The organism is Peribacillus sp. NPDC094092 (genome assembly GCF_050279365.1).
In the GTDB taxonomy this organism is placed as follows: Bacteria; Bacillota; Bacilli; order Bacillales; family DSM-1321; genus Peribacillus.
In genome coordinates this window covers 73340-98657 of the sequence record NZ_JBNNUC010000008.1, presented here as the reverse complement: position 1 = coordinate 98657, position 25318 = coordinate 73340, and the positions used below count along the sequence as shown (strand labels likewise).

The 25318-nt window shown below is 38.2% G+C and carries 23 protein-coding genes; 16 read left to right on the top strand and 7 right to left on the bottom strand.

The genetic code is table 11. The features are described 5' to 3' along the window. Positions 1–50: 50 nt before the first annotated feature. From deoC to mobQ, 4 genes are all read right to left on the bottom strand, one after another. The gene (gene deoC, locus ACQKNS_RS25145; RefSeq protein ID WP_427645960.1) at positions 51–716 is read right to left on the bottom strand and encodes a deoxyribose-phosphate aldolase; all 666 of its coding nucleotides are present in this window, start codon (positions 714–716) and stop codon (positions 51–53) included. Positions 717–817: 101 nt separating this feature from the next. Further along, positions 818–1840 carry a LacI family DNA-binding transcriptional regulator gene (locus ACQKNS_RS25140; protein ID WP_427645959.1) on the bottom strand — a complete coding sequence of 341 codons (1023 nt, stop codon included), beginning with the start codon at positions 1838–1840 and terminating at the stop codon, positions 818–820. Between the two features lie 707 nt (positions 1841–2547). Continuing rightward, positions 2548–2709, bottom strand: a complete 162-nt coding sequence (locus tag ACQKNS_RS25135) for a hypothetical protein (protein ID WP_307273756.1) — start codon at positions 2707–2709, stop codon at positions 2548–2550. A 203-nt stretch (positions 2710–2912) separates the two neighbouring features. Continuing rightward, positions 2913–4925, bottom strand: a complete 2013-nt coding sequence (gene mobQ / locus ACQKNS_RS25130; RefSeq protein ID WP_427645958.1) for a MobQ family relaxase — start codon at positions 4923–4925, stop codon at positions 2913–2915. 216 nt (positions 4926–5141) lie between these two features. Between mobQ and ACQKNS_RS25125 the strand changes: the two genes are divergently transcribed. From ACQKNS_RS25125 to ACQKNS_RS25105, 5 genes are all read left to right on the top strand, one after another. Continuing rightward, a complete protein-coding gene (locus tag ACQKNS_RS25125) occupies positions 5142–5408 on the top strand; it encodes a hypothetical protein (protein ID WP_427645957.1) in 267 nt (88 codons plus the stop codon). 5 nt (positions 5409–5413) lie between these two features. Then, positions 5414–5695: a hypothetical protein gene (locus ACQKNS_RS25120; RefSeq protein ID WP_427645956.1), complete on the top strand. Its 282-nt coding sequence runs from the start codon at positions 5414–5416 to the stop codon at positions 5693–5695. A 637-nt stretch (positions 5696–6332) separates the two neighbouring features. After that, the gene (locus tag ACQKNS_RS25115; protein ID WP_427645955.1) at positions 6333–6632 is read left to right on the top strand and encodes a hypothetical protein; all 300 of its coding nucleotides are present in this window, start codon (positions 6333–6335) and stop codon (positions 6630–6632) included. Positions 6633–6870: 238 nt separating this feature from the next. Continuing rightward, complete coding sequence (locus ACQKNS_RS25110) at positions 6871–7281, top strand: hypothetical protein (RefSeq protein ID WP_427645954.1); 411 nt, start codon at positions 6871–6873, stop codon at positions 7279–7281. Continuing rightward, a complete protein-coding gene (locus ACQKNS_RS25105; protein ID WP_076371727.1) occupies positions 7268–7858 on the top strand; it encodes a hypothetical protein in 591 nt (196 codons plus the stop codon). The genes ACQKNS_RS25110 and ACQKNS_RS25105 overlap by 14 nt, the downstream gene beginning before the upstream one ends. A 500-nt stretch (positions 7859–8358) precedes the next feature. On the opposite strand, the gene ACQKNS_RS25100 is transcribed toward ACQKNS_RS25105, so the two are convergent. Then, positions 8359–10017: a helix-turn-helix domain-containing protein gene (locus ACQKNS_RS25100; protein ID WP_427645953.1), complete on the bottom strand. Its 1659-nt coding sequence runs from the start codon at positions 10015–10017 to the stop codon at positions 8359–8361. 11 nt (positions 10018–10028) lie between these two features. Further along, the gene (locus ACQKNS_RS25095) at positions 10029–10502 is read right to left on the bottom strand and encodes a hypothetical protein (RefSeq protein WP_427645952.1); all 474 of its coding nucleotides are present in this window, start codon (positions 10500–10502) and stop codon (positions 10029–10031) included. A 1370-nt stretch (positions 10503–11872) separates the two neighbouring features. Between ACQKNS_RS25095 and ACQKNS_RS25090 the strand changes: the two genes are divergently transcribed. Further along, positions 11873–12994, top strand: coding sequence for a hypothetical protein (locus ACQKNS_RS25090; protein ID WP_427645951.1), 1122 nt, complete (start codon positions 11873–11875; stop codon positions 12992–12994). Positions 12995–14000: 1006 nt separating this feature from the next. Here the strand turns inward: ACQKNS_RS25090 and ACQKNS_RS25085 are convergent. Continuing rightward, positions 14001–14903, bottom strand: coding sequence for a hypothetical protein (locus ACQKNS_RS25085; RefSeq protein ID WP_427645950.1), 903 nt, complete (start codon positions 14901–14903; stop codon positions 14001–14003). A gap of 678 nt (positions 14904–15581) precedes the next feature. On the opposite strand from ACQKNS_RS25085, the gene ACQKNS_RS25080 reads away from it, so the two are divergent. The 10 genes from ACQKNS_RS25080 (at position 15582) to ACQKNS_RS25035 (ending at position 25308) form a co-directional block, all read left to right on the top strand. Then, positions 15582–16832 (top strand): hypothetical protein, encoded by a 1251-nt coding sequence (locus ACQKNS_RS25080; RefSeq protein ID WP_427645949.1) that lies wholly within the window; start codon positions 15582–15584, stop codon positions 16830–16832. A 57-nt stretch (positions 16833–16889) separates the two neighbouring features. Next, a complete protein-coding gene (locus ACQKNS_RS25075) occupies positions 16890–17363 on the top strand; it encodes a hypothetical protein (protein ID WP_427645948.1) in 474 nt (157 codons plus the stop codon). 439 nt (positions 17364–17802) lie between these two features. After that, complete coding sequence (locus ACQKNS_RS25070) at positions 17803–17946, top strand: hypothetical protein (RefSeq protein WP_427645947.1); 144 nt, start codon at positions 17803–17805, stop codon at positions 17944–17946. A gap of 416 nt (positions 17947–18362) precedes the next feature. After that, positions 18363–19484 (top strand): hypothetical protein, encoded by a 1122-nt coding sequence (locus tag ACQKNS_RS25065; RefSeq protein ID WP_427645946.1) that lies wholly within the window; start codon positions 18363–18365, stop codon positions 19482–19484. 11 nt (positions 19485–19495) lie between these two features. Next, entirely contained in the window at positions 19496–19825 is a 330-nt protein-coding gene (locus ACQKNS_RS25060; protein ID WP_427645945.1) for a CagC family type IV secretion system protein, read from the top strand. 14 nt (positions 19826–19839) lie between these two features. After that, positions 19840–20238: a hypothetical protein gene (locus tag ACQKNS_RS25055; protein WP_427645944.1), complete on the top strand. Its 399-nt coding sequence runs from the start codon at positions 19840–19842 to the stop codon at positions 20236–20238. Further along, the gene (gene trsD / locus ACQKNS_RS25050) at positions 20231–20890 is read left to right on the top strand and encodes a TrsD/TraD family conjugative transfer protein (RefSeq protein WP_427645943.1); all 660 of its coding nucleotides are present in this window, start codon (positions 20231–20233) and stop codon (positions 20888–20890) included. Before ACQKNS_RS25055 ends, trsD begins: the two co-directional genes overlap by 8 nt. A gap of 24 nt (positions 20891–20914) precedes the next feature. Further along, a complete protein-coding gene (locus tag ACQKNS_RS25045) occupies positions 20915–22888 on the top strand; it encodes a VirB4 family type IV secretion system protein (RefSeq protein ID WP_427645942.1) in 1974 nt (657 codons plus the stop codon). A 14-nt stretch (positions 22889–22902) separates the two neighbouring features. Further along, positions 22903–24255 (top strand): type VII secretion protein EssB/YukC, encoded by a 1353-nt coding sequence (locus ACQKNS_RS25040; protein WP_427645941.1) that lies wholly within the window; start codon positions 22903–22905, stop codon positions 24253–24255. After that, complete coding sequence (locus ACQKNS_RS25035; protein WP_427645940.1) at positions 24256–25308, top strand: lysozyme family protein; 1053 nt, start codon at positions 24256–24258, stop codon at positions 25306–25308. It begins immediately after the preceding gene. Positions 25309–25318 lie beyond the last annotated feature (10 nt).

Genomic DNA, 25318 nt, shown 5'->3' with positions numbered 1-25318 from the left:
TTCTAACATCCCCTTGTGTCCGTTAGTTTTTCAAAACTCTTACACTTTAATCAGTATCCACCCTCAACTGCTTCACCGTTCATAATCTTCACGCCGGAGCTTGCTCCAACACGGTTAGCACCAGCCTCAGCCATCGCCTTCAAATCTTTCAGATCACGAATTCCTCCCGATGCCTTCACGCCAGCCTTGTCCCCAACAACGTTGCGCATTAATGCCACATCCTCAACCGTTGCTCCTCCTGTTGAAAAACCAGTAGACGTTTTCACAAAATCAGCTCCGGCTCGAAGTGAAAGTTCGCAAGCACGCACCTTCTCTTCCTCAGTAAGCAGAGATGTTTCGATGATCACTTTAACAAGCGCCTTTGTTTTAGCAGCATCAACAACCGCACGAATGTCATCTTCAACCGCCTCATCTGCGCCTGATTTTAATAGACCAATCGCTAAGACCATATCCACTTCTTCAGCGCCATTCTGAATTGCCTCCTCTGATTCAATCGCTTTTACAGCAGACGTTGAAGCTCCAAGTGGAAAGCCGATGACTGTACAAACCTTCACATCGCTTCCTTTAAGCTCCTCTGCCGCCGTTTTCACCCAAACTGGGTTTACACAAACAGAAGCAAAACCGTATTCTCTTGCTTCTTCACAAAGCTTCACTATCTGTTCTTTTGTTGCCTCTGCCTTTAACAACGTATGGTCAATCATTTTTGCTGTTTTCATTTCGATATCCCCTCTTCCTTAAATTAAATAAAGCGCTTTCAATATATAGAAAGGTAGCGGGCGCCTAGACGAATATGACTCCTAGTGCCCTTTTCCTATATTCAGAATGTATGATTTTGTAACCGGCAAGACTCCCTGATGTTCAGCTCTGGAGACAATAAATACTCCCTCTTCGGAAGGGCTCCTTTAAAAGAAATCCGCTCATGCAAGAGTTGAAAAGCAATCTCTCCTATAGCATTCATTGGCCTTGCAACTACACTAAGCTTCGGGTTCAAAAATGTCGCAATATCCACTTCATCAAAACCAATAAACGACACCTCGCTGCCAAGCCTCCAGTTCAAGTCCTTTAGCGCTTTCATACAGCCGATAGTCATCAAGTTGTTGGAAGAAAAAATAGCAGTTGGCTTATCATCCAGCTCAAAAAGCTTCTCTGTACTCTGATAACCGCTTTGCTCCCCGAAATCTCCATGAAGGACATATCGTTCATCTAATTCAATGTCGTATTCCTCAAGTGCCTTTTTATACCCCAAGAACCTCTCTAGTCCAGGGGTCGTGTCCTGTGGACCGCAAATAATTGCAATCTTTACATGACCTTGAAGAATTAAGTGCTGAACCGCTTGGTAAGACCCCTTCTTGTTATCAACAAGAACCGTATCAACTTCAAACTTTTTGATGCTGCGGTCAACCGCTACAACAGGTATCCCCTGCTCTTGAAGCAGTTTCAGGTGGTCACCATTTTCATTGGCCGTTGTGATAATCACACCATCCACACCGCGCTCAATAAAATTCTTCACAATCTCTTCTTCGACCTTTGGGGATTCATTTGTACTGCTTAAGATAGTAAAGTATTCTTTTTCACGTGCTTTTTGTTCAATCCCTGCCATTACAAGAGGAAAGAACGGGTTCTTGATATCAGGAACAATCACGCCAATTGTATTCGTTTCTTTTCGCTTCATGGTCCTGGCTGCTGCACTGCGGATATAGCCCAGTTCTTCAATCGCCTTAAGGATCCGCTCCTCTGTTATTCTGCGGACGCCTCCTTGGTTATTGATGACCCGGGAGACTGTTGCAATAGAAACGTTAGCAAGCTTTGCAACATCATGAATATTTGGTTTCGACTCCATCTTTCAACACTCCAAAAATGTAAACGTTTAGATTTTTTTATAAAAAAATGTATCAAACAAGGAAAACAGTATTAAATGACTAATGTAATTAATGTAAACGTTTAGATTTCGTTCTTGGAATTAGATTAGCATGTTTGTGGTGTCATAGCAAGAATTTTTTGAATACGGTTACATAAATAAAGTTGAATTCGGTTTGCTTTTAGGGATTAAAGACAATGTCTTAAATAGACGCCCCGGTATAGTTAATATCTGTCCGGGGATCATTTTGTTTACCTTCCGATTCCCTTAGAAAAAGATTCCCTAGCACGTTTAATTACAAGTTCTTTATTTACTTCATAATAACTTTTTACTGTATTTAGGCTTTTTTATCTTGTGTCTATGATAGTTTTCCTTACGACATGGTCTACATTCGCTAACCGTACCGCCTAAACCCAAATGGTAATAATAAAGTTTGTCCACCAAACTTATTTTACCTGCTTTCAATAGAATGAGGAGGAAAGTAATCATACGTAAAGGATTTGCTCGTGCGGTTCTAAATAAGAATGGAAAAGGATCATCTGTCCGGAGAAAAATAAAAGAAGAACTATGAAAATGAAGTTTCTTTTTTATGTTTTTCGTATATTTATGTTATAATGTGGAATATATAAAAAAGACGAGATGCGCTAACATCTCGCCTTAGTAACCAATCCAAAGTGGGTCGGTTGCTCCTAAATTTTGCGCTTATTAGAAGGCCGCCCGTGCTTTTTGGACAGAGAACGGGTGGTTTTCTTTTTGACTTTTTTAGCGGGAAGCAAGCTAAAAAGATAAACAACTGTCGAATTGGCAACTGTTTTAGCTACTTCCACTAGTACGTCTTTTAGAAGATCCATTGCGGTCACCTCCCTTCTCTTAGATATAAGAGATAGGGTTAGGGCAACCTCCCACCCGGCCAGTTACATACGGTAATTATACCATATTTATGTAGGAAACGAGGCGGATGTTTGTTAAAAACTCACATAATAATGGTCTATATAAACATATACTAATTCAATTACCCAGTATCTAATGTTTACATATGAAAAATGTTAATAACCTAGCGTTCCATTCCCTTTTGTCTTTTCCTCTTGTTTTTATTCTTCTGTTCAAGTTCATCTTCTCTCCATTTTCGGTCAGCTTCACGGATTGCACTCTCAAGAATTGAAAAGAAATCGGAACCATCATAAGAAAAGAAATTTGAATGATGATTAGATTTCGGAACAAAAGTTGTGGAGCGGTCAAGTTGGAAGTCCTTTTCTTTACCAACAGACTGGACATCAAATACACTTTTAAGTTGATTCATTCGTTCGTGTCCAATTTCATCTGAATATCGCATGCACTCATAATAGAACATATGTTTATACGACTGATTATCCGTTTGGAAATCTGGATACTTCTTCTTTATGAGCTCAATGGGTTGATTTCGTCTAGATGAATTCGTATGCCCTTTACTAATTTGATTAATAGAGGAAATGATTTCAATTTGTTCGTCTTTAGAGTATTTTCTTGGTGGGTTTGAAAAATCCTCAGGCGTAATGCTTTTCCCATAGTATTCTTCTGCCATGACAAAGAATTCCTTTTGTTCAATCGATAAATACTTACGTCCATCCCAATTGGGATACATAGCTTGAAGTTGGTGGTCATAAAGCAGTCCCAACAGGCCTAATGATTTGTTCAAATCCTCTTTTTGTTTTAATACTAATCGCATTTTACGTAACTCTTTTTCAGAAGCATTTTGGATGGTTGATCCATCAGCAAAATTAACCCCATTTTTCAAACGCAAATCCTCGAACTGTTTTTCTGTACGTTTTATTTCTTTTTGTACGGAAAGGACAAACTGTGGCCTATTATTCAGTAAGACATACAAGTCCTTTTCGATTTGTTTTTTCTCTAAATCAAGTATGACTTTTTCAATTTCATGGCTACTTAACCTTTTATTCTGCGTGACCGTCGTTTCTACCACTTCAATCTTTTGTTCTTTAGATAGATCCTCCATATTAACATTCGGATAATACTTTTCTAAAAACCTACAAGCCTCATTTTCCAAAATTATTTCAGCTTGATCTAACATGTCCGTTTCTCTTTCAATCCGGTTCATTTTTTTAAATGTATCAACGGATTCTTGACTAAACTTTAGTCGGGCATGCCATTTGTCCAACTGGTTCCTTCTAGTGTTGATGTTTTCGACATTGACAAAAAGCCGTAAGGATCTGGCTGTCTCGCGTAGTTGTTTTTTCTCTAAAGGAGTGAAGCGGCGAACAAACTTCTCTGTTCTTTCTTTTCTCTGTTTTTCTTTCTTCACTTCTGACAGTTCGATGATGATTTTGTTGTACTCTTTACGCTCCATATTTATCCGAATTCTTTCCGATTCTTTCCCTTCATTTTGCAGCTGCCTTGCCACAACTCCTTCATGAATGGTCGGGAGAGTTTCAAGCCCTTGATCCTTATTCGATAGATGTGTGATCCTTTCAGGAAAACCATTTTTCTCTAGGTATTGATTGGCATACGTCGCCCACTGCTCTCTCCAGTAAACAAGCTTTTCTTTGGTATTCCAATCCGTTGTATGTATGGCTTTTATATGTTGGTTTCCATTATTGACTTCTTTCACCTTCACTTGTTTATTTCCCCATGTTCCCTCTTCATTAAACGGCCGAATGGTCAACATGACATGGAAGTGTGGATTTTCTTCACCATCCCTATGGATCGCTAAATCGGCGACCATGCCATCCTTCACAAAAATCTCCTTACAAAATTCAATGGCCAATTGTTCTTGCTCCTCATGAGATAGCTCCTTTGGCAAGGCGACATTTATTTCACGGGCCAGTTGAGCATTCCATTGTCTTTCTACTCTCTCCACTTCATTCCACAATTGCTGACGATCATATACCCATTTAGGAGCATGGCGAGGCGCAAGAATATGAGTGATCGGTTCCACTTGTCTTTTATAAAACTTGGACTCATTGGTTCTTTCATCCACTAATTTCTCACCGGAACGATATGCTGCTGCAGCAACGGCATTTTGTTGCTTTTTTCTTGAGATAATCTGATTGGAGAAATGATAGATGGCCACGGTTCATGCACCTCCCTTTCTTTTCCTAACATGAGCGAAGCAAATTTTTCAGACGCTTCACGAAATTGGTTTCTCCAAAGGAGAAGCCAAAGCACAATATCACGATAGTGGTATATAAGTGCGCCCTTGATTCTTATCTTCGGGATCATTCTATCACTTTCCATATTCTAGGACAAGTGTTACAATTAGGAAAAATATCCATGAGGGGTGCTTGTGTTGGTAAGACAGAATACGAAAGAGCAAATATTAGGTATTGAAGAACAGATCAAAAGATTGAAGGAAAAACAGAAAAGGATATTAAACAACACTCAACGGGAAATTGGGAAGTATCTTATGGATTCATGGGAAGTGGGGGATGTGAAGGAAGCAAAGGAATTAATTGATTCCTTTAGTCATCAAGTGAAATCATTTAGTGAAGCCTCTTCTTCAAAAGAGGATGATGAGGAAGGGAAGAATTTTTCACAGGATCCACCTAAAGGGTAATTCATATGCCGAATGAAGAATTACAAAAAATGAAGGACAGAATAAAGGTTCTGGAGCAAAAGAAGAGGGTTTTAGAACATAAAGTTTCAAACGAAGCCAGAAAAGAACGAACACGCAGACTGATTCAAAAAGGAGCCCTTTGGGAAAAGTACTTAGAAGAAGAAAGTATGTCCCTCAAGGACACTGAAAACTTACTAAAAGTATTAGCTAATTTTAAAAATAAAAATAAAGAATATGTAATTCGACAGATAAAAAGTTTGGATGATGAAGAAGTCCATGAAAAATAATAAGATAAAGCCATTCTTGAACGCCCCATACATTAACCACACATATACAGTTTCGCTATTTTCTTCATTGTTTCGCTTCGAAAAAAAGGCAAACACATAGTAGCCATGACTACTATGTGTTTGCCTTTTTACTTCAATTTTAGGAAGACAAAGAATGTTCTATGGTGCCGATAGCCCAGAAGGTGACTAAATGAAGCAGTTTTTGAGTTAACCTTACAGGTAGTGGTTAACAACCGATATTAATACCGTGGCAGACGTACTTTGTTTTTTTAGGGGATCCCTTCTGGCAATCATAATCTTGAATTGCCCGTAGTTTACTCTGCTTCGGGTAGGACATGCCCCCCTCCTACCTTTTTAATCTAACGGCGTTGCAGTAAAACAAACAGACACATATTCATTCTTTTTTAACGATCCCTATTCATTGGAAGTTCCATGGATCAACTAATAAACTAAACTAAACCACACCAAACTAATCTAAACTAGATTAGACTAGTTTAATTCTATATAAAACCAGACCAGACTAATCTAGATTAATTATTCCTTGATCAATCTCAGAATTTTTTCACTATTCCATATTTGACCAAATGTCATTTTAACCAGCGGACGTCCATATACTATTTAAAAAGGAGGAAGGAAAATGGTGTATAGACCTACCGTAAGATACCCGGACGTTTATAAGAATTATATAGAGAATGTGTTTAAAGCGACCGACCTGGACCGTAATCAAATCATTCGTTTGGCCTTATTTGTTGCCGCACATTCAAACGAGTATAAAAGTATCCTTCAAAAACATAAAATTGCTGACGTCCCTCTCCCCTGCCCGGATTGGGGGCGGGATGAAGATGGTTGCTGGACAGATCAAAACTATATTACAAAACAGAATCAAGCCCCATACAAACTCACTGAACAGGGTGGAATCAAGATTATTTTAGGCTAATTACTTCTTTTTAGATTCATTTGTGCTCTTTACGTAATGTAGCGTGGATGCCTTATTAGCAAGCTTTTCAGCCAGTTCTTTTGAAATATCTTTACTCATTTCGTATCACCTCACTTAAAAAAAGCCTTGCCACAATCCCTAGTAAATATACCTCCCTCCACTCTTGGCAGAGCGTAACGATGTAACCAACTGACCAACCAACCCAAAGAAAAAGACGATTCTGAAAGGGGAAAACCAAATGGGAAAGGTTAAACATTTGAATCCGGTTCTCTCTTCTTCTAATAAAAAAACGATTGAACCACAAAAAAGAAAAGTTCGTTCGGATAAGCTTCATGACATAAAAATCCCCGTGGACGAACCCATGGACATGATTATAAGGCGGGAATCCCGACGATACTGGAATGGCTCCAAAACAGCCTTGGGCACGGAAATACTGTTATTTGGTCTTGAACAGGTGCTTATCTACCCTGACGTCACCTATACAGACCAGCCTTACACGGTTCATTGCAAAGTAGATCATGAAACGTATCAAAGGATAGGCGATTATGCGGCCGGTTGGAAATGCAGTGTTCGAAAAGCGGCACATCGGATATTTATCGAAGCATACAAAAAAAGGCAACTAGGGGGAGTAACCGATGGGGAAATATAGCCAAGCCAATCTTATAGATGAAGAATTATCTTTAATCGGATCAACAAACTTTATCGGAAAGCTACTCCACAGAGTAAATAAATCATCAACCATCTTACTGAGTATAGACGTCCCCTTGAATTTATTTCTACGAGCAGAAGTTTTCTGTGAAGATATTCAAGACCTATCAGACCTGCATTTCGAACAAAACGACTTGATGAATCTTTTATATAATGACTTTTTGCTGTTTGCGAAAAAGAATCCAGATTCAAACGCCATATTCCGATTGCTCACCTCATTGGATCGATATGCTGGTAAAGATTCAAGACTTGAAAAGTATGGGGAATCTGCTTTTAAATTAATCCATAAAGAAAAGAACCAAGAAATAAAAACGTTGAATTTACGCATGAGAAGGAAATACGCCTTACGCGGAGAGATTTTGCTTGCCGATATGGAGGAAGTTCAGCCAGAACATGGCTACACTCTAGAAAAGGTATTTGAGCTTCTTTATATAGACTTTATTGATAAATTTCGAAAAGGTGATCATGCGGGTGTCATTGAAAATATCCTGCGCCTGCTTGATGATGAAACCGAATAGCATATACGAAAGGCCAGGGAAAGCTTTTGAGGAACGTCCATAAATCACTTTCTAAATTTCAAAATATGAACCTATGCATTTTGGTGTTCTGCACTAGCCCCCTTCGTTATCCCATAACATCCGTTCTTCTTATCACAGATTGTTGCTTATAAGTAACATTAACCTTTTACGGGAATAATATATTTCGAGCAAGGAAACTTAGTCACCAATAGCACTTTCACCAGTGGTCCTTGCTCTCTGCTTCAATCACAAAAAATTGAATGTCCTCAATCTTTTTTGCTTGTTCAATGAACGATATACGTTCTTTTGTTTCTTGTTTAAAGCATGTACAATCATCCCTTGGAACTCACATTTCACCCATTCGGATGCCTTTTACTCCACATGCAAATTATCAGGTGCTTCATACACCCTGCAACTCTATTGTCAGCGCAAACTAAGAGGATGTTGCTCCGCATGATAGGGTAAGAAAACCTTCAAAAAAATAAGCATCGTTTAGATGCTTATTTTGCATTTAACCACTCTTTCATCTTTTCTAAACTGACTGTATATGGACGTTTAATTAGATTCCTTTCATACCTGGACAAGGTACTATGGGAGATCCCCATTTCCTTAGCCGCCTCTAAAATGCTTAATCCCCGATCCGTTCTTTCCTTATTTATCGTTTCGGGGGAAACTTGCTTTTCTTCAACCATCTCCTTGGTTGCACCAGTTTCCCTGTCCGTCATCCCTTTCAACATAGTTAGAAAATTTTCTGTGTCATAGTCCTGATCCTCAATCAATAATAAGTCCTGGTCATCTCCCATTCCCGTGATTTCAGTAGGTGGGATGATTTGGACACGTGCCCTCAACCAAGTATTTGCGAACCAATTTCTCTCCTGCTCAATTTGTTTCTCAAGGTTTTTTTCCTTATAGCTCCACCCTTTAATGATTCCATCCTGCTGCAGGGTGTCCAATATTTCCTCAAATTGTTCTCTAATCCTTGAACCGTATCGCGGATTCACGTCCAAATCCATGACTTTTAAAAGCCCCTTGTCTCCCCCAATATGATAAGCCCTGAGATAGTCTGCACTCTTCTGGCGGATCCTCCACTGCCAGGACAGGTACCTGGATAACCGTTTATGGTACTTTTGCTTAATTGGATGGTATTCTAGCGTCTTTAATGCAAGCAGCCCACTACTCCTTTGGGAACCGTATAAGAAATTTGCGAGCATTTCCCCTGGACGAATGCTGCATTCATAAATACCGATCGGATTATCCCCCCGATAGGCCACCGTCACGCTATCCACCAAAAACAAGGGATTAAACTGGACTTGTCCAATTTCTTCAAAATCTCCCTGGTCCTCATTTATGAACCTCAAATTCTCTTTTTCAATTCTTATCCATATCGTTGTGAGAGCGGCCAACCTTTTCATGATATCGTCACGTTCTTTTTTTCGATAAGACATTTGATAGCCGTCTAAATCTTCTTTCCGACCTTGCAATCTCCTTAGATTCAAAGCATCATCCGTATGGAAATGGATCATTTGGTCCTTATGAGTAGCCTGTTGCATCCAAAGAATCGAGACGATATCAAAAATATCTGCGGTTAAGTCATCCATCGACGTGATCGCTTGAGAAGTGAGATTTTTCCATTGTTCGATGGCTACATTGGATTTGATCATCAGATAATCATTTTCAGCCCTCACTTGAGCCGTCGCTTCTAAAGCCCTCTCCGCAATCCTAGCAGTAGGGATATCAGTCGTCGCAATGTCAAATTCATTTTTACTGATGGTCTCCCTTAACTTATGAAATAGTAAGGCCGAACCGGACTCGGCAAAATTTTGATTCAACAGGGCATTTATCACTTCCCTGTTGTTTGACTTTGGGGAATGTGCTGAATTCTCTTCTCCTATAATCTGTATGTATGGAAGGACAAAATTTCTAATTTCTTCTATGTAATCATCAACCCACTGTTCCATTTCCTCGAATTTCAATCCATAATTTTTCACCAAGCTATCCAAAATCACAAAAAATGCTTTTAATGTTTGGCTAGGCTGGTAATCATCTTGACCGGACATAAGATGGTTGATATCCATATTCCATTCGACAAAGAGTTGAGGAAAATCTGGGAAAATCGTTTTCATGACATTCAAAAATTTCGTTTGCAGGGGTTGTAACATTATTCTTTAACCTACCCTTCTTTTGTCGACTCTAAGTCCTCAAATGAGTACTGTTGAATGTAATCTTGAAAAACAACGGTTTCCAAAATACCCAAATCGTGCAGAAAGCTAACGGACTCAAAAGAAAGGAACTGAACGATTGGATTTTTTTCTAGGATGGCTTTTTTCAATTGTTGAATGTCCTTTTCCTGATAAAGGATATAATTTCCCATCTGTTCTGTAATGTCCTTAGGGGAATAGATTGTATCTTTGAAAGGTTGATTACGCATACATTCATAGACCATCTCATCTTTTATATAATAAGTCCGGACACCAAATTCTTTCCCATCCTTAAAAAATTCGATTTGTTTTCGAAACCAAATGGGACCACTGTATAAATGGACCACTGGTTTAGGAAGCACCCCACGCAGCTGGTAGGTGGAGACCTTTCTCCGATCCCATCCGAGAATTTCCCCCACCTCTTTAACTCCTACTAAAAAATCCATCTGTGTTCCCCTTCTAATCTAGTAATATGGTAATTATGAGTGAGCATTGTTGCTTTTGTCAACACGCGGTCCAACCGTGCAACTTTTTTATTTTGACGTTTGCTTTCACAATGTGCACAAAACACTTCTTCTCTGTTCATTTGCAATATGTGCCCTTTAAACTTGCGAAGCGCATCTTTTCACCAAAAAGGATGCTTTACCCTTTTGCAAGCAGAACGAAAAACTCGCATGAACAATCGCTCCTGCGTATGTTGTGCACTTAGTTTTTTAAATTACGCTAGCGTCTGTATGTATGCAGTTTGGTGCCCGTTGATCTTTTGGCTGTCTTCTTGGCTTGCGATGCCTCACCATAAGGAATGCAACTGGTAAAAAATAAAGCAAAAAAGCAACCGATTGGATACTCTCCATAAAATTGCAACTTATCTTACTTTTGACGTTTCCTCTCACAATGTGCACAAGTCTGCTTATTAAACTTCTATTAACTATAGGTTCTTTACCTAAAGCCTCGCATAAGACTCTGCATCTGGTCAAATAAAAAGGGAGTTGACGTTTCCGTTCACACCTTATTGTGCAAGTTTGACGATTTTAGTTCGATTATGTATGGCTTTTTTCATTAGATTGTTGATATACAAGGGATTGCCTCATCCCTAGATGATTAAAGAATGACGTTTCCTTTCACAATGTGCACAGCATTATTTGAGATTGCAACTTTTCCTCCATTGGACGTTTGCTCTCACAATGTGCACAATGATAAGGGGATGCAAGTGTATCTTCCGTTAACAACCTCCCCTAAACTCGGCTCTTTCTTGCATCTCTGGCTCAGCATAATAAGCTGTGCAACTTTTTCTGGTTTGACGTTTCCTTTCACAATGTGCACAATTCCCCTTGTTTACAGAGATTTTTCCCAACATTTTAATCAACCAACCTTTTCTACCCCTAAATCACCAACAAAATTTCAGCAAAAATGAAAGGCCCAAACAAAATAGTGCCTAACTTTATCTCTTTTTGTTCTAAAATGAAGAAAAATGACGTTTGCTCTCACACAAACTTGCACACATTTCTGTGCAAGTTTTTTTATTCTGGTCCATTATTGGATGGTCTATTTCATGAAAACATTGATATATCAGTATTTGTCCTAATTTACATACCTATCCATTCATGACGTTTCCTTTCACAACATGCACAAATGGTGTGAAAAAATGACGTTTCCTTTCACACAAAAATTTTTAGTGTTTTTTTCAATCCCTTGCCCCCCAAGGGATGAGCACACGTTGTGCAACTTTGAAATTCCCTTAATAAAGGACAGCATTTCCTGTTTTTCCATTCTGCTATAATTCAAACTAGAAAAATAGACGAGAGGAGGGCCTAAAATGAAAGAATCCAGAATAAGAATCGATGGTTTTAGAATGCATCACGCCATCTTAAAAGAATTCCATTTTCTTCGTGATCAGTCATTTGAGCGCCCTCCTGCCTCTGCCTATGTCGTATATATGACCATGTTAAACCAATTACAGGTAGAACAAAACCAACGAGGCATGCTTAAGGAATATAATCTTGCTTACTGGGCAAAGAAACTTGGAATCTCATATTCCACCCTTTGGGGAGGAAAAAGGTTTTTAGAAGATCATCATTTTGTAAAAGAGGAAATCCACGAAGGGTTACCTGTTATCAGGTTAAAAGATGTTGATAAGTATAATACACCTGAACTTAATGGTGTATCTCTCAACTATCTAATCATACCGCACGCCCTTTTTGAAACGAATATTTTAGCAGAATTCGTACGTACCTCAAACCCGGAAGGGATCGAACTTCTCTTATCCTTACTTAACCAGTTCCGGACTGGTCTGTCTTTCAGCAAGACAGGTGAAATGGAGAAAATAAAACAAGAACGGACGATGAAGACACTAAAACTTCAACTAAACAAAAATGCAAAAGGGGTTCGTAAAACTTTAAGCGTTTTAGAAGCTCTTTTTTCCATCGAATTCACGGGGATAGAGATTCGTGGCAAGCAATTATGGATTAAAAAAGCCACTTTTTCCTTGAAGCCGGAATGTGTGGAAGAAAACACGGATGAATTCAATGTCCACTCACTCATGGCGAAACTATCAAATGAGCTCACCTACTTCTTTGATGGACACCAAATTAAATTTAAACCAAGAGACCAAATCGATGTCATGATTTCCTTTAAACAGGAAGTAATGAATAAACTGAACTACCTTATGGATGAAGACGCTGAAAGCTTTACCATACGTGATCGATTCATGAAAACCTTCTTTTTACAAACCATGGATCAGATAGGCCTTCATATACATACAGAAAAACAGCGAAAAGGTTCTTTCCATTTCTACTCGATTGGTGCCTTTTTCCGAATGGCCTTTAGAAAGTATCTTCCTGGGGCCTTAAAAAGTATTCCTTATGAATTAATCCATGAAGCCAAAATCAGGGAGTACACTAAAACCGGCCAAGCACCCGAGCTACACGGTGTAATTTAATAGCGTAACCCAGCCTTGTGAAAAAATAAGACATTCACAGGGCTATTCGCATAGGCGCAAGAAAAACGATTGACCTATTCCCTTCAAACAAATGTCTTTCCTTCCCTCTTCTGTCACGGATTCTGGCAGAATTTTTGAGAGGGATTATTTTTTTATGCGTAATAGCTTCCGAATGTAACCTTGTGAATTAGTGAATATTAAAAATCCCTTCCTGTGAATATGTAAATAGTTAAAAAAATGCCCTGTGTATATGTGACTTCATTTACATTCGATATGTGGGAAAGTGGAAACTCTGTTAAAATGACTCTTAGAAATGGCTAGAACCCTTGTCCCTCAAGGGATATACCTCACAATAGAAATATGCCTATTACTTCTGTTTCTTTTATTAAATCTGTTTTCTCTTATTAAATATGCCTTTTTATTAAATTTGTTTATTTACGAAATAAATCACTTCAAACAAAATTTAAAATATAGATTAGTAAGAATCATTTACTCCCTGTAAAACTATGAGCCTTTCAATCATTAGAAAACAATCAACTACATTAAATAAATTAAAGTTCATTTATTATAAGTTTTATACAATCAACAGAAGAACCATCCAATCAGTTGGGGCAAACTTAAAACGACCACTATGCAAATTCAGCATTAGTGAAAGTAGCAGCATTCTATAAAGCTATTCACTAAATCAATTTTCACCCAAAATTTTGTAAACCATATTTTAAAAATGAAAAGATTTTGTAAAAAAAGACCACCCAAGCCGGTGGTCTAAACTTCTATCCAATTCATGCATGCGATCTACTTAACTAAGGGATAAGGACCTTAGTTCCCTTTTCCCCTGCTACAGAGCTTAGAGAGCCCTTAGATAAGATATGGACATCATTGTTCTTCATAAAGCAAAGGAACACTTATTCCTCATTTGAATCTACAAAAAGAAATGTTAATACCCATCTACCAGCAAGCGTCCTACGTTTAAAAGATCACATAGACTAAAAATAAATAAGATTTATTAATCCTCCATCGTTTGTTCCAGTACTTTCCTTTCATTTGTTAGAAGTGCTGTTTCGGATTTTAATCTTTTTTCTAAAGCAAGTGATTCTTCTTCCATCTGACTGATCTTCTGCCTTATCGTATCTATTTCTTCAATGTATTCTACTTCTATATGGTCAGCTTTTATATCCCTTTCATCCACTAGTATGTCCGATTCTATATTGAGAGTATCTTCTGTACTCTTTTTTGCAAAGAAAGAGAAAAAACCTGTATTTTTCTTTTGCTCCAAACTTTTTCGTAACACAATAGCAGCTTGTCTATCCATTTTTCGGTTTAACCGATGATTCTTAATCTTTTCTTCTAACACTTCAATTTGTCTTTGTCTATCAGCTATTCCGGTTCTCCTTCTCAGCAGCTCCACTTCAATTAGATTGATTGTGTTTTGTAGCGTGAAGGTTCTCATCATGACATTCTGCCTTCTATCAAATTCCGAGAATAATTGATCTAAGGTATCCTCATTATATTTACTCCCTTTTGCTTTTCCACCATTTTGTTGAGGAATCGATTTTAGCGATAACTTAACTTGAATATCAGAAATCGTTTCTCCCCTCTCAATGGACAATAAAGTCATATGGAGTTTAAAAACAGTAAGAAATGGCAATCGCTTCTTTCTACCTTCTACATAAATCTCTAAGTATCCCTCTAGCATTCTAACGTAATACCTTAACGTCGAATTAGCGATATTAAAGATTTTATCGGAACAATCGGTGGTTGAATACATGGCATTCGGATCCAACTCTAGAATATCCTTTTTAAAAAGTTTGGCACTGTATTCCTTATCAAGCACCAATGAAGTGAATAAAGCATCATCACGAAGTGCTTCTGTAATGAAGTCCTTGTTTGCTTGGACTCTGTTTGTCACGATAACCCTCCTCTTAACGCTAGTTTAACTTTAGCTTATTTTATATCCCTATCGCTAAGCGTCAATTTATCTTTATCTATAGTTTACCTACTAGATAAAGACTAATCAACTAGGTTTGTTTGCTTTAATTGAAATTATGAATGCATTTGATGAATACTAATCTAATCTAGATTAAATTGGAATGAGAAAAATAGCTAATCTAGTCTAATCTAGTTTAGATAATACATGAGTTTTTTCTGCTTTTCTTGTGATATATAACTGAAAACATGGATTGATGGTAGAATGCATGCGATAAAATGATTATATCAGCGATAATTTGAGAATGAGTAGCTCTATACTAAATCAAACTAATCTAGACTAGATTAGTTTGCGAGTGAGGTGCATTTTATTTACAACGTTAAACAATCGATAGCGTTAATTTGGCGATAAATTGCAGTTAATTATCGATTGATAAAGGAAGCTAAATTACCGATAACGTCAAATTACCGTCAAATAAACGACAGAAATACTCGAAAATACTTATTGAGCGATGAGGTAGCGCTAATTTAACGGTATGGTGACAGCGTTAAAATGGCGATAACGTCAAATTAGCGCTAATTTTCCGTTGACTTTAACAAGGATTCTCGATATATTGGATAGTAAGTAGACTAAACTAGATTAGTCCGAAGGAGGAAGACCATGACAAAGCTTGATTTTTTATTTAAAGAGGATTATTTAATTGCAGGAGTGGATAGTGGGAACATTTCTAATAAAATTACGTATATCGATCAGAAAGGGAACGTTGTTTCATTAAATATCGCGAGTATTATCGGGGAAAACGCGGAAACGACAGCCGAAGATATGCCTGATGAAAGCGCAGATAAATCTTTTCCTGATGATATGATCCTTCATTTACATATTAAAAGTAAAGCCTTACCAAAGAATCGGACAAATGCTTATTATACGGTAGGGGAATATGCTCAAATTTCAACGAATGACAAAAATAATTTAAGGGAAACCAGCAGTGATGCAAGAGATAAATTAGGGAATGAAATACATGTTGTAACCACTTTAGCTGGATTAGCCTTAGCTGCTTGGAAATCGGGTAAGAGCAATAAAGTAGACGTCCCATTGAGTTTTGGTCTTCCAATAGAAGAGGCCAAACAGGCGTCTTCCGAAAAAATCAACTTATATATGGGTGAGCATGAAATCACGGCAATAAAAGGGCCTTATAAAGGCAAAACCATAACCATTAACATTACGAATGTTCAGCTGAATGTGGAGGGCGTAACGAGCTACTTAGCCTTAGCCTTTGATTTAGTGGACGGGGAAGTGGTGGAAACTGAATTTTCATCACAAATCCATGATGAGTTTGCCATAGCTGATTTGGGAGCCGGAACATTGGATTTAGCTCTTTATGATGAAAATGGATTAAACTCAACAAAATCTACAAACCATTTGATTGGTACCAATAAATACATTGATTTAATCATGAAAGAAGCAGCTGAACTAAAAGAGTTCGACAGCATAAGGGCTCGTTTTGAACGCGTTAATAAAACGCCTAAGATTTCGTTTACACGCGAAGAATTCATGAGGAAGTTCATCAAGCCAGAAATCGATAAAATGGTCAAAAAACCAAAATATTCTCCTGTCTTTAAGGCGACATGGCAGTCCAAAACAGCCGATATCACCGGGATCGTGGAGAAATATACAAATCAATATGCCGAAGAAGTGAAAGATAAAGTCATCCGGTATTTTGTTGATACCAACGTTGGGCAAATGATTATCGTAGGGGGAGGGCTGCTCTTCGCCTACCAATATCTAGCGGAACTTAAAGATGAAGATTGTCTATTTCCTCCAAATATCGATCAAGCCAGTTTCTTTACAAGTAAAGCATATCTCTTGAAAAATATCATTGCTGAAATTGAAAAGCAATCAATTGAAGCATAAAAATTCAAGAGTGGGAGCAGCATCTTCTTTTAGTTGTGATACAAGGTGGTGGTAACGTTGTCCAATAGAAAAATCACTCCAGGTAGGGGCATTCAATATACCCCAAAAACCTCGATAAAATGGGCTAATGAATTTAATGAGTTGGTAGACAGCTTTAAAAGCAGAAATGAACTTATTAGCGCGCTTATTGAAGATGGGTTAAAGGTTCGGAATGGATCTTATAAAGAACAAGGTATTTACCTTCCACTAGACACCTTTTCGAATGATCAATTAGCACTTTTGAAAACGGAGGAAGGGCAAAGGATTCTTTATAATATCGTTTCTTTAATTGTAGGAAATCCCGAAGGGGCGACGCTTGCCCAGCAAATGGCGCAGCCGGTATCCCAGAAAAGTAAGCCAGCTTCCTCACCAATCGTTCCATCTGAAGCGCCTGTGAATCATGAAGAAGATGCTAAGGAAGGTAAGGGTCAATCAAACGAAGCCCTTTCTAAACTATTGAAGTTGGGGAAGATGACCAATTTAAAGGGATAAAACATTAAAAAATAGAGCTTAGATATATGAAAGAGGTTGATTCAAAAGGTCGTTGAATAACGACTAATTTGAATCAACCTCTTTTTTTGTTGATTTTACACCCAATTCAAATGGAAAGAGCCCTTTTTAACTGGAAATTTTATATATAGGGGGTTCTGTCGAGTGGCTGGGTCTTTATACAAAGTTCTCAAAGCAGGACGGACATTTTATATTAGAAGGTTTTGTCAAAATTTGTATGACAATAGCGTTGGAAAATGTAAGCGTTTTCTTTTATAATGAAAACAAGCGATGTTATGTTGGTGTAGGCAAGGCCAATAAACATTAATAAAAATGATGATTCAATTTAAACTATTTCTAAACAGAAAATGCAATGAACTTCAAATTGGTGTGTCCTTAAGGTTCTGGATGATATTAAAGATAAAGTAAAGGGGAGGAAAAGATGGAAGAAGAAAATAAAACCCCATTTGTCCATTTTATTCAGGAAGATCGATTTGAACTAAACTCCTACCTTAAATATTTATTTAATCAATTCAATGAATATGTTCCAAAGCATATGGACGACGTTAAGATGATGGAACAATAACGATAATAAAACACAAAAATACGCGGCTGTATTATTCTCAAGGAATAATACAGCCGCGTATTTTTGTTTTCTTTCTTCTTAAAAGAAGGGTTTTTCCGTTATGAACTTAAAAAACGTAATTGAAATCAAACGGCTGATCTAGCCAGAAAAGAGACCGAGGATTAGTAAAAAGGATAATAACAAGACTAAAGTCTCTAGAATACTAACCAGAAAAGTTAGGGTTATATGACTACGCATCCCATCAATAGGTTCATTTTTTGTATTTTTTTGGCTGATTTAATCAATAAAAGGAATATCGCTGGTAAAATACAAGCAAGAGAGACGTCAAAGGAATTGCAGTAGCATCCTTTTTCCTTATACGCTAAGTTGTTTCATTCTGTAAAATCACTTCGATCCAGGAAGGAGATGATCTTCTTATGAGAAATGATTCGATTGAAAGATCGATCAACGATTCCATGCTTACGATTGCTGACTCTATTCTACAAATGATTGAACAGTCTAAACAAAAAAGTTTAAATAAGACAAGTCTCATGGACCAGGAAAAGAAGAGTTTGAAACCAGATTCCACTTCTTGGTCAACCGAAGAGAAGACAGAAGCTGAGTATGAGCTATATTACGCCATGATAAAGGAACATCGCCCTCAGTTATTTGAAATAAAAGGGAAATGCATGGAAACATTCCCAGTCGATAAGGAAAAAAGTATTTTCTCCATTCTGAAAAATAAAGATGCGTACTTCGGGGTCTATAAACAGGAATCTAAGGAAGCGCACATCGTCACACCCGTATTTCCAACCAAAGAGGATTTGCTTCAAAATACACTCGGAACCTCCCAGTTTGAAAAGTTTAGAATGCGCTCATTCTTCATTGTGGATGATGGAAAAGCATTCTCCCTCCATGACAATAAACAACTTCGGCTAAATTTAGCAAAATCTTATAAACCCCTAACAACTTATGAAAATATCGAACAGGCACGCACCTTTGTTGTAAAAGAGGAACTTAAAAATGATCCTAAACTTAGAAAACAAGCTCTTCGTAGGGCTTTAGAAGAGTACTTTATCCCTTCAGATCTTTTAGGAAAGACCGTTACAATCCAAACTATTTCAAATGATGGTCAAGGGACCAGGCTATCACTAGTTGAGAATCAAAAAGAGCGAGACGTCTGGTTGCCTGACATTGCAGAAAAATGGATGGAAAGAGTAAGAGGTAATCCCGGAATGGAGGTAATCTTTAATGAAGTGATCATGGATAGTCGTTCCATTGCAGAAGGTTTCCTTGCCTTTTATGGCATGGAAATAAAGAAAGAAAGCCAAGCGAAACAACATGATTTTGAGGTGATTACCAATCAAGTTGGCTCGTATATTGGGAAATTGGGTGGCAATGGCAAAGTGAAAAAAGTTTCCCCTTACTTCTCAGAGAAAGAGGGCGAGAAACAGTTGGGAAATTTAAATAATCACATTCAACTAGAAAATCGGAAAGAAAGACAGGTAAAAGAGGTAGAAACCGATATTCATTTCAAAGAAATTTTGGAAACCGACTAAGGAGGAAACATATGATTTCGTTAAAAAAATTACAAATCTTACTGATGTTTGCTGCCATTCTTTTAATCGTACATATCGCTCCAGAGCAAGCATCTGCAGCCGCCAATGTATCAGCAAAAATCAAAGAGGGACTGAAACAAGTTCAAACACTGTTAACGGGCCTAGTGGTTACAGTCGGAATCTGCGTATCCATCTGGATCATCATTAAAAAACTGCCAGGCGTGGATGATCCTCATACCAAAAACGAAATGTTTCGTGGAGTAGGAATGGCTTTGGCAGGGGTGGGGTTAGCAGCTGCAATCGTATGGATTGTTCCGTGGATGTACGCGTTATTCGCTTAATCGAGGTGAACTAGATGACGGCAAAAGAAGAACTTAGAGAAGCTCTCAAAGAGTTACTTGGAGAAAAAGATAGTCGCAAGGGGAAAACATTTGTTTTCCCTGATAATGTCGATCGATCCTATAACATTGTTAAAGGCTTATCATTAATGAATTTCTTTAGATTTATATTCCCGGCGGTCGTTATTTCCGCCATTATCTTGTTCATCCCACCCTATTCATTGGGATTTATGATGGTTAAATGCTTCTTCATGGCCCTTTTGCTGTTAGGCTCCTTAACCTTTGCCGTTTTACGTCCCATATCTTCCCGGCCCAATATCACATATAGTAGCTATTTAAAACGAATGATCCATTACCACAATAGACAGAAGATGTTCTTTATGAATACGAATAAAAGGGATGATTTCCGTGGTTAATCACAATAAGAAAATGGATAGGGAAGAATTCGACTATGAAGTAGAGACCCTTATAAAAAAAGGAAAATCGACAATTCAAGACATAAGTATCATCGAAGGGATATACAAGGACTATGTCCTTTTGAAAAATGGTTACCTGACGACCATTCTGCAGGTGAGTGGTATCAACCTTGATTTGTTGGCGGAGTATGAACAGAATCGTTTATTTGAAGATTACGGTTCATTCTTAATGAGTCAAGTCCAAGATCAATTACAAACCATCTCGATGACGGTTCCAGTGGATTTCCGTTCCTATAACTTAGGTTGGAAAAAACGTTATTTGCATGAACTAGAGAATAAGGATAACACAGGTAATGAATACAAGCGAACCCTCATCACATCTTACATCGATCACTTCCAAAAGATAAGGATGAAAGATGAAATGTCGACAAAACAGCATTTTGTTGTCATTAGAGAGAAAATGAATAAACGTACGTTCCAAGATTTAGAACGGGCTGAAACGATTCTAACAAAAAGGGTGGAGGAAATGACAAACTCCCTGCGATCCACTTTTGAATCGTACGATATCACGATACGAAAATTGTCTGAGAAAAATACGTTAACGTTGTTATACAGGTACTTTGATTTTGAAATGTCAAAACTATACGGCTAACCGGTTCGGAAAGGAGGAAGTCAAATGCCTTTTTCTTTGGCTACTTTATTTTCTTTGATAAAACGTGAAAATAAGCAGGACGAACAGGTGAAACAGAGTCCCGAAGACATTTTACATGGGATGTTAGAGACCGAAGAACTCAATTCCATTTATCCTTTCGTCTGGAAAGAAAATAAGGATCATATCGAAAGTGGTGGCAACTTTATTAAGGTGTTGGCGGTCGTTGCTTATCCTAAAGAACAAAAAGGGAACTGGCTATCGGATCTGAAGCGGTTAAAAGGAAACATATCCTTCGTCCAGTACCTCGAACCGTCCAATTCAGAAGGCATGATCAGCTATTACAATGACTCTATTAAAAATAAGGAGGCGGAACTATTAAAAACAAGAGATCCAGCCACCCGCATCAGGCTGAAATCCGAACTGGAAAGCGCAAAATATCAACTAAATCAGGTACTATCCAACCGTTCTACCTTTATGTATCTGTATACATACATCTTCATTCAAGCTGGATCCTTGGAAGAACTGAAGACCTTAGAAGACAATGTCCAGAGGATTTTAACGAAACTAAGGATGAAAGCTCTAAACCCTCATTACGCAACACCGATGGCATTCTGGTCGGCTCTGCCTTTAGGGGATAATCAATTAAAGGATTATACCTATCAGATGTGCAACAGTGAAGCGGCCTCTTCTTTCTTTCCGTTCGATGATTCAGAGATTTGCTGTTTATCCCCGACGGCTCAGGTGGAAGGGATCAATAAGACAACCAATTCGTTGGTGGCGATAGATTATTTGGATACACAACGTACATTAAATCAAAATATGGTGGTCATTGGGACATCAGGTGTTGGAAAATCTACATTTATGGTTCAAAAGATTCTTCGCTGCTACGCCATGGGGATCAAGATATATATCATTGACCCAGAAAATGAGTACTCGCATATAGTGAAAATCCTTGGAGGAGAGATTGTTCATCTCAGTAGTAACAGTTCGACGAAAATCAACCCTTTGGAGATATTCTCCACAGAAGTTACGGACACCGAAGACTTTAATGATGATGCGGAATTCATTAGGGACCTTGTGAAACAGAAGGTTCAACGTCTTAAGGCCTTTTTCAAAGTTTTGAAAGCTGACTTATCCCAAGTGGAATCTAGTATTTTAGATAAGACACTGATCAACCTTTACAATCGTTTCTCCATTAACGAAGAGAGCGATTTCAGCAGTTTAGATGCAAAGGACTTCCCGATTCTCAAGGATTTCTATGACGATTTAGGTACATTGAAGACTATTGATGTAGAACGTTATGAAAAAATACAGGATTTTTATTTTATCCTGGAAAGTTATGTACATGGATCTAACTCGTTATTTAATGGCCATACGAACGTGAATATCAATAACGCTTTATTCTCCTTTAATTTAAAATCGCTACAGAATGAAGTGGATGTGCAGGCTGCCTGTTACTTTAATATCTTTGGTTTCCTATGGGATGAAGTGACGAAAACAAATGAGGAATTGGTGTACCTATTTATTGATGAATTCCATTTTTTATCAAAGAACCCGGATTCGATGAGATTCTTTTATCAAGCTTATAAGCGATTTAGGAAGTATAATGCCGGCGCTATCGCAGGCACGCAACAAATAATCGATGTGCTGGATACCGAGGATAACCTAGGCGCAGCCATGATTGAAAATAGCCATACAAAACTATTTTTTGGACTGGACAATAAGGGTGTTGAAGATGTGGTTAAAAAAATCAATCTATCATTCTCTGATGAAGAGATATCTTTATTGAGAGCAAAGCGTCAGGGAGAGGCCTTAATTGTATACGGGTCTCAACGTGCATTTATACGGGTTGAGCTCACGCAAGAAGAGCTACGCCTTTGGAATAAAAAACGGTACTTCGAAAAATATGGTTTAGATCCGGATGAAATCCCTGATTATGAGGCAAGGAATGAAATGACTCCCATTGAAAAAGAAGAAGTTCGAAATTTTGTTCTGTAAAGGGGGAGACAACTTTGAAAATCCAATTATTTGAACTCGGAACATTATTCATCCTTAAAAAAGGGCTCTATCGTTTAGAGATTGCGACAAATAAGGTGTTGGCTGAACGGGTAGAGGACCTTACAGAACTTAAGGAAGAACATCCTTATTTCTTTACACTGAAAGATATAAAAAAGGAAAACGATCGCTTGATTCTTGGTTATGAAATGGAGGATGGCTATCAACCTCTACAACTAGCAAAATCCTATTCAACCGTATTACGGCTTGCTTTATTAAATCAATTGCTAGAATTGGATCCTTTACACAATTTTAATCAAAAAGTGCTGATTCATCCAAGAAACATTTTCTTTAAAGATATGAAAAAACTAAAGTTTCTATACAGAAGCAATCAGTGGTTGCCCTTTGAAGGCCAGATGGAAAAACTAGAACAATACAAAATCCTAACCCTATCCATGTTTTCCCGTTTTTCCTATGAAAAGTATAGACGGGAAAAAGAGAACCTGCTTAAAAAGGAAACAGATGAATTTTTCTTCCGGATTGAATATGCTAGCTCCGTTGAGGGTTTGAAAGAGCTGATCGCGAATAAACTTCAGGAGGAGGAAATGCTCCATTTTTTCGGATTAGAAGAGGAAAGACAAAAAATCAAAAGGCAAAAGAGGATCCTGACAGTCATGACTATCGGAATCTCTGCTGCAGTCTTTACTTTGGCTCTTTTTCTTCAACAAATGGCAGTCAAGGAAGCTGAAACGGCCTATGCAACAGAACTAAAAAAAGCTGAACAAACATCTACATTTTATAAGCTGTTAAGTGAAGACAAATATGATGATGCCCTTTCCGTGTTGGAAAAAACGGGTGGTTCAAAGTCAGAGTTTGCGAATCTGTACTTTGAAAAAGGAGAATATCAAAAGGCAATCGAAGCAGACGATACCTTGATAAAACCTAGTGTAGAAGCCTTATATAAAGCGAATAGAAAGGAAGAAATATTAGGATTGGTAGCCGACAGTGACTATCTGGACATCGAAAAGAAAATCGTAAGCTATGATTACAGCATGTTGCTATCGATGCAGGCTTTTACAAAAGATAAGGACCAACAACTTCGAATCGGAAAAGCCTTTGCCGAACATGGGGATCTTACAGATGCCAACGATCTCAATAAGCGGTTAAAAAACAAAGAATTAACGATGACGATCAGGAAAAAAGAGTTGCAAAACCAAGTGACTCAATTAGAACAACAAATAAAGCATCTCAAGAAAAAGAAAGGCGTGAAACCAAAAGACATTAAGGAACAGCTTGATCCAAAGAATAAGGAGCTCACAACCTATAAAACGGAACTTGATAAACTTGATAAGAAATCGGGTTTTAATTAAGTGGCCGCTACAGTTGCTGTAAAGGGAACCGTTTTTGTCCTTCGGTACTGGAAGGAAATGACGATAGGTGTCGTAGTCTCCTTAATACTAATGGCGGGCTTGTTACTCGGAACTCAAACTCAAGAGGAGCCAAAGGGGTATATAAACTCGCCTTTTGGAACGGCTAATGTTCCACCTCATATTGAACAGTGGAAGGGCCTGCTTCAAGAATATACGACGAAGTACGGAATACCGGAATACACAGATTTTCTACTAGCCCTCATGTATCAGGAAATAGGGAACTCACAAACCTTGGATATCATGCAAAGTTCTGAATCTGTCGGGTTACCGCCAAACGCCATTCAAAACCCGGTAATGTCCGTGAATTTAGGGGTTCAACATTTTAAATCGGTGTTAGAGGATGGACAAAAGCACGGGGTGGATTTCCCAGCTATTGTTCAGTCATACAATTTCGGTTCCGGTTACCTGAATTTTATTTCTTCAAACGGAAAAAAACATTCCATTGAATTAGCCCAACAATTCTCATTGGCCCAAACTGAAAAACAAGGATGGAGTTGTTCGGATTGGCGGGCACCTTACTGCTATGGAGACTATACGTATGTGGAGAAAGTGATGGGGAACCTAATGCCGACGGGACTTGCTGGCGGGAGTGAAGAAGTTCCCCCATTAGGGGAACAAGCATTTAATGCGATTATCACAGAAGCGAATAAATATGTAGGCTGGCCATATGTATGGGGAGGTTCAGATCCCCATAGGGGATTCGATTGTTCGGGTTTTACACAATGGATATTTGCTAAAGTGGGGATAAAGCTACCACGGACTGCCCAAGAGCAATATGATGTGTCGTCGAAAATCCCGCCATCTGAAGCAAAGCCAGGGGATTTTATCTATTTTACTGGAACTTATGAAACCAACAAATATATCACACATGTCGGGATATACATAGGAGAGGGCAAAATGTTCGACTCTAACGGTTCGGGTATTGGAATCCATGACATACATTCGCCTTACTGGAAATCTCATGTAGCTGGTTTTGGTAGAGTGTCCCATTAGGAGGAAAACA

Excerpts from the sequence above, each read along its gene's own strand:
- deoC (WP_427645960.1), bottom strand. The coding sequence starts at position 716 with ATGAAAACAGCAAAAATGATTGACCATACGTTGTTAAAGGCAGAGGCA.
- ACQKNS_RS25140 (WP_427645959.1), bottom strand. The coding sequence starts at position 1,840 with ATGGAGTCGAAACCAAATATTCATGATGTTGCAAAGCTTGCTAACGTT.
- ACQKNS_RS25135 (WP_307273756.1), bottom strand. The coding sequence starts at position 2,709 with ATGGATCTTCTAAAAGACGTACTAGTGGAAGTAGCTAAAACAGTTGCC.
- ACQKNS_RS25120 (WP_427645956.1), top strand. The coding sequence starts at position 5,414 with ATGCCGAATGAAGAATTACAAAAAATGAAGGACAGAATAAAGGTTCTG.
- ACQKNS_RS25115 (WP_427645955.1), top strand. The coding sequence starts at position 6,333 with ATGGTGTATAGACCTACCGTAAGATACCCGGACGTTTATAAGAATTAT.
- ACQKNS_RS25110 (WP_427645954.1), top strand. The coding sequence starts at position 6,871 with ATGGGAAAGGTTAAACATTTGAATCCGGTTCTCTCTTCTTCTAATAAA.
- ACQKNS_RS25105 (WP_076371727.1), top strand. The coding sequence starts at position 7,268 with ATGGGGAAATATAGCCAAGCCAATCTTATAGATGAAGAATTATCTTTA.
- ACQKNS_RS25100 (WP_427645953.1), bottom strand. The coding sequence starts at position 10,017 with ATGTTACAACCCCTGCAAACGAAATTTTTGAATGTCATGAAAACGATT.
- ACQKNS_RS25095 (WP_427645952.1), bottom strand. The coding sequence starts at position 10,502 with ATGGATTTTTTAGTAGGAGTTAAAGAGGTGGGGGAAATTCTCGGATGG.
- ACQKNS_RS25090 (WP_427645951.1), top strand. The coding sequence starts at position 11,873 with ATGAAAGAATCCAGAATAAGAATCGATGGTTTTAGAATGCATCACGCC.
- ACQKNS_RS25080 (WP_427645949.1), top strand. The coding sequence starts at position 15,582 with ATGACAAAGCTTGATTTTTTATTTAAAGAGGATTATTTAATTGCAGGA.
- ACQKNS_RS25070 (WP_427645947.1), top strand. The coding sequence starts at position 17,803 with ATGGAAGAAGAAAATAAAACCCCATTTGTCCATTTTATTCAGGAAGAT.
- ACQKNS_RS25065 (WP_427645946.1), top strand. The coding sequence starts at position 18,363 with ATGAGAAATGATTCGATTGAAAGATCGATCAACGATTCCATGCTTACG.
- ACQKNS_RS25060 (WP_427645945.1), top strand. The coding sequence starts at position 19,496 with ATGATTTCGTTAAAAAAATTACAAATCTTACTGATGTTTGCTGCCATT.
- ACQKNS_RS25055 (WP_427645944.1), top strand. The coding sequence starts at position 19,840 with ATGACGGCAAAAGAAGAACTTAGAGAAGCTCTCAAAGAGTTACTTGGA.
- ACQKNS_RS25045 (WP_427645942.1), top strand. The coding sequence starts at position 20,915 with ATGCCTTTTTCTTTGGCTACTTTATTTTCTTTGATAAAACGTGAAAAT.